The sequence below is a fragment of the Bradyrhizobium zhengyangense genome, assembly GCF_022012555.1.
GTDB classification, from domain to species: domain Bacteria; phylum Pseudomonadota; class Alphaproteobacteria; order Rhizobiales; family Xanthobacteraceae; genus Bradyrhizobium; species Bradyrhizobium zhengyangense.
The window spans coordinates 1-4,265 of the sequence record NZ_JAKLTZ010000055.1 but is presented as its reverse complement, the minus strand read 5'-3'; the positions used below and the strand labels follow the sequence as shown (position 1 = coordinate 4,265).

The following is a 4,265-nucleotide window of genomic DNA, read 5'->3' as shown; positions in this document are numbered from 1 at the left end:
AAGCTCGAAGGGGACAAGCTGAGCCTCAGAACGGCCGAACAAATCAGCGCCGTCTATCCGGGCAAGAAAGTCGTGGGGACATTAGAATGGGAACGCGAGCGCTAAGGCGGACAAGCTCGAAGTTGCGCACCCCTTGGCAGCGTGATTCAACGAAAAGTAAGTCCGCTTTGCCCCCACAGGAACAGGTGGACAAGCTGGAGCTCCGCCGATTGCGAATCCCTGACCCGTGCTAACCGCCGGGAACGATCAGGTGGGCGGAAGGATTCGTCCGGCAGGAGCGATCTCGATGCTGATGACGAAGGAAAGACGGTCGGCAATCCGGACGCTGCGGGGCTGGGCGATCGGCGTGCTGCAGGAGGCCGGCGTCATCCGCGAATGCGAGGAGCACGGTTGGATGCAGGACCGCGCCGATCCCCATGCCCGCGAGCGCGCCTTCGATGTGGCCCGCCGCGAACCACCGCCCGGTGCCTCGCGGGCGGACGCCGTCGCGGAGATACGCGACGTCCTGAATTCGATCGGCGATACCTGCCCGGAGTGTCCGCCGCATGTCAGTTAGCGACGACGACATCTTCGGAGTCCTAGCCGACGTGTACTGCCGTGTGCTTTACTTTCCGGGTGACATCGCCGGCAGGGGCGTAAGTTGAGCGAAGCGCGCGTTGAGCGGAGGTTGGCGGCGGTTCTGGCGGCCGATGTGGCCGGCTACAGCCGGCTCATGGGAGCGGACGAGATGGGCACGTTGGCGGCCCTGAAAGCATGCCGTCGCGAGATTGTTGATCCCGCTATCGCCAGACATGGAGGCAGGATCGTCAAGACCACAGGTGACGGCATGCTGGTCGAATTTGCCAGTGTCGTCGATGCCGTCACGTCTGCGATGGCCGTGCAGGAGGAGATGGCAAAGCGCGCCGGACATCTCGCAGCCCCGATCACCTTTCGCATCGGCATCAATGTCGGCGACATCATCCTGGACGGCGACGACATCTTCGGCGACGGCGTCAACATCGCCGCACGGGTCGAAAGCGAGTGCGAACCCGGAGGCGTGTACCTTTCCGACGACGCGTTTCGGCAGGTCCGCGGCAAGACAGCGTTCGCGTTCGAGGACGCCGGCGAGCGAAACTTGAAAAATATCGACCGACCAGTCCGCCTCTATGCGGTTCGGCCCGCGGATGGCTCGAATCGGCCGTCCAAGCCGTCTCGGATGAACGGCAAGCCGCTCCCTCTTCCGGACAGGCCATCGATTGCCGTCTTACCGTTCCAAAACATGTCCGGCGACCCCGAACAGGACTACTTTGCCGACGGCGTCGTCGAGGAGATCATTACGGCGCTGTCGCACTTCAAATCGCTGTTCGTGATCGCCCGCAACTCGAGCTTCACCTACAAGGGGAAAGCGGTCGACATCAAGCAGGTCGGGCGCGAGCTTGGCGTCCGCTACGTTCTTGAGGGCAGTCTGCGAAAGGCGGGAGACAGGGTACGCATCACGGGGCAGCTCATCGATGCATCGACCGGAGCGCACGTCTGGGCCGACAAGCTCGACGGCGACTTGCGCGACATATTCGCTCTGCAGGATCAGGTCGCCGAAAAGGTCGCTGCCGTTATCGAGCCGAACATCAAGCGGGCCGAAATCGAAGGAGCGGCGAAGCGACGACCTGAAAGTCTGAACGCGTACGACACGTATCTGCGCGCGCTGCCTCGGTACTACTCGCTGACCAAGGAGGGCTTCGAGGAGGCCCTCAGCTTGTGCTATCGCGCTCTTGACATGGACTCTCGCTACACGGCCGCCGCTCGGCTCGCGGCGGAGGTGCTGGGCGTAAAGGTAGCCCAAGGGTGGTCGTCGGACGTCAAGGCAGACTACGCAGAAGCATTCCGCTTGGGCAGACTGGCCCTGACGATCGACGACACAGATCCCGACTCGCTTGCACAATGGGGGCGCGGCGTCGCCGCCTTCTCGGACGACTATGACGCCGCAAAGGACGCCGTTGATCGCGCGGTTGCGCTCAACCCCAATTCCGCCCGCGCTTGGACCAACCGTGGCTGGACGTATCGATACATGAAGGACGTCGACGAGGCGGTGACCAGTTTGGCGAGCGATCCGCCTCAATCCGCTCGATCCGATGTTGTACGACACCCTGACTGGGCTTGCGAGTGCACTCATTGTGGCCGATCGTGACGAAGAAGCGGCGGCGCAGGCGAGGAAGGCGCTCGGGTTGAACCCCCGGTTTACCTCCGCGCATCGTGTCCTGGCAGCGGCCCTGGCCCTTCTAGGACGCGAAACGGAAGCGAGGAACGCCGCTGCCGCCTTGCTAAAGATCGAGCCGTCCTTTTCGATCGGCAAGTGGGCCACCTACGGAGGCCACTGGCAAGGCCAGCGGTTCTTGGAGGGACTTCGGCTTGCCGGGCTTCCCGAGTGATCTTCGAGAACAGCAGTGCCGACGTCGTGGCGCCGCACGCGCTCTACGCCGACTTCCGCTGCGGCTTGGCCGATGGTTTCTTCGCAGCCGCTTCCTTCGGCTTCTTGCCCTCGATCGGCATCAGCATTTCCTTCTGCCCAGCCGATGCCTTGCGCCCCTTCTTGGCGGGCTTGCCGGCCTTCGCCGGCGCGGCCTCCTTCCCGACGGACCGGCGCAGCGCCTCCATCAAGTCGACGACATTGGTCGCCGCCGGCTTGGACTTCGGGGTAATCGGCTTGCCGGCGCGCTTCTGATTGATGAGGTCGATCAGCGCGGTCTCGTAATGGTCCTCGAACTTCTCGGGCTCGAACCGTCCCGCCTTCTGGTTCACGATGTGCCTGGCGAGGTCGAGCATGTCTTTCGTGACCTTCACGTCCTGGATCTCGTCGAAATACTCCTGCTCCGAGCGCACTTCGTAGGGGTAGCGCAGCAGGGTGCCGACGAGCCCCTTGTCCATCGGCTCCAGCGCGATGATGTGCTCGCGGTTGGTCAGTACGACGCGGCCGATCGCGACCTTGTCCATCTCGCGGATGGTCTCGCGGATCACTGCGAAGGCGTCGTGGCCGACCTTGCCGTCGGGGCGGATGTAGTACGGGCGGATCAGGTAGCGCGGGTCGATGTCCGACTTGTCGACGAACTCGTCGATCTCGATGGTGCGCGTCGATTCCAGCGCGATCTCCTCGAGCTCCTCTTTGGTCACCTCGATGTATTGCCCCTTGTCGAGCTCGTAGCCCTTGACGATGTCCTCGTTCGGCACCTCGTCGCCGGTGTCGGCGTCGACCTTCAGGTACTTGATGCGGTGTCCGGTGTGCCGGTTGAGCTGGTTGAACGAGATCTTCTCGCTCTCGGAGGTGGCCGGGTAGAGCGCGACCGGACAGGTCACCAGGGACAGTCTCAGGAAGCCTTTCCAGTTGGCGCGGGGGGCCATGTACGCAGAACTCCGGTTGGGATGGCTTGGATTCAAGACGAACGAGCGGGGCCGGTTCCGACAGGCCCCTCGTCACCGAGGAAGATTCATTCGCTCGGCCGGCTGGTGCCAGCTGAATCCGATGGAGAGGCATTGACTCCCTCGGAACAAATAAAGAACATGAGCCATGCCCGCAGCACCAGAACCTGCCGCGCCCGCCGAGGGCGATCTCGAGCTCGCCGCCCATCAGGCGATCGCAGCCTGCGGCGGGGACGCCCGGGACGCGGTGAAGGCGCTGCTCGTGGCCAACGGTTTTCTCGAGGCCCAACTGGACAAACTCAGGAAGAAGGTCTCGACAGGTTACGCCCGGGGACGACTTCCAGGGGCACGCGCGCATTGGAGTGAGCCAGATGACTGACGTGACCTACTACGTCGCTCTGCCGTTCATTTTCTCCGACGACGGCGTGGCCGCCGACGACGATTGAAGAGGCCCGCTGGTGAGAAAGACGCTGGAATGCATCGACGCTTGGTCTCGCGGAGCTCTCGGCCGGATTGGACCCTTGGAGCTTTTTCCTGCCTCCTCGCCCGCGCTTGCGTCGTGATGCTGCAACTTACGCTAGGACCTTAGGCTGGCCACCGGCTGGCTATTGACCCCGACTTCGAGGCCGCCTGAACCAAGAAAGGCTTTGCGAGTTCCTAGATTGATGACGAGAGCGTCCATGCGGAGAAAGCATACCGCTGACCGACCTATCCGCATAAGCTGGGGTAGTGGATCGACCGATGCCAAAGAATTCTTCTTCAGATATGACTGATCCGCTCGACTCGCAGATTGCCACCTTGTGCGGCCGAGTGGAGGCATTGGTGCCTGGATGCAGAGCGGGCGTCTGCATTGCAAGTGCCGATCATACCAAGTT

General features: G+C 62.8%; 4 protein-coding genes. 3 read left to right on the top strand and 1 reads right to left on the bottom strand.

Annotated elements, in window-relative coordinates; all coding sequences use genetic code 11:
* Positions 1-286 precede the first annotated feature (286 nt).
* On the top strand, positions 287-556 hold the full coding sequence (locus L6639_RS42655) for a hypothetical protein (protein WP_237867333.1): 270 nt from the start codon (positions 287-289) through the stop codon (positions 554-556).
* Between the two features lie 84 nt (positions 557-640).
* Positions 641-2,164 carry an adenylate/guanylate cyclase domain-containing protein gene (locus L6639_RS42650; RefSeq protein ID WP_237867332.1) on the top strand — a complete coding sequence of 508 codons (1,524 nt, stop codon included), beginning with the start codon at positions 641-643 and terminating at the stop codon, positions 2,162-2,164.
* A gap of 284 nt (positions 2,165-2,448) precedes the next feature.
* Here the strand turns inward: L6639_RS42650 and ku are convergent, their stop codons facing one another.
* Positions 2,449-3,372, bottom strand: coding sequence for a non-homologous end joining protein Ku (gene ku, locus L6639_RS42645; RefSeq protein ID WP_237867331.1), 924 nt, complete (start codon positions 3,370-3,372; stop codon positions 2,449-2,451).
* Positions 3,373-3,538: 166 nt separating this feature from the next.
* On the opposite strand from ku, the gene L6639_RS42640 reads away from it, so the two are divergent.
* On the top strand, positions 3,539-3,769 hold the full coding sequence (locus L6639_RS42640) for a hypothetical protein (protein WP_237867329.1): 231 nt from the start codon (positions 3,539-3,541) through the stop codon (positions 3,767-3,769).
* Positions 3,770-4,265 lie beyond the last annotated feature (496 nt).

What these genes read in the sequence shown, in the direction of transcription:
- L6639_RS42655 (WP_237867333.1), top strand. Translation starts at nt 287, where the DNA reads ATGCTGATGACGAAGGAAAGACGGTCGGCAATCCGGACGCTGCGGGGC.
- ku (WP_237867331.1), bottom strand. Translation starts at nt 3,372, where the DNA reads ATGGCCCCCCGCGCCAACTGGAAAGGCTTCCTGAGACTGTCCCTGGTG.
- L6639_RS42640 (WP_237867329.1), top strand. Translation starts at nt 3,539, where the DNA reads ATGCCCGCAGCACCAGAACCTGCCGCGCCCGCCGAGGGCGATCTCGAG.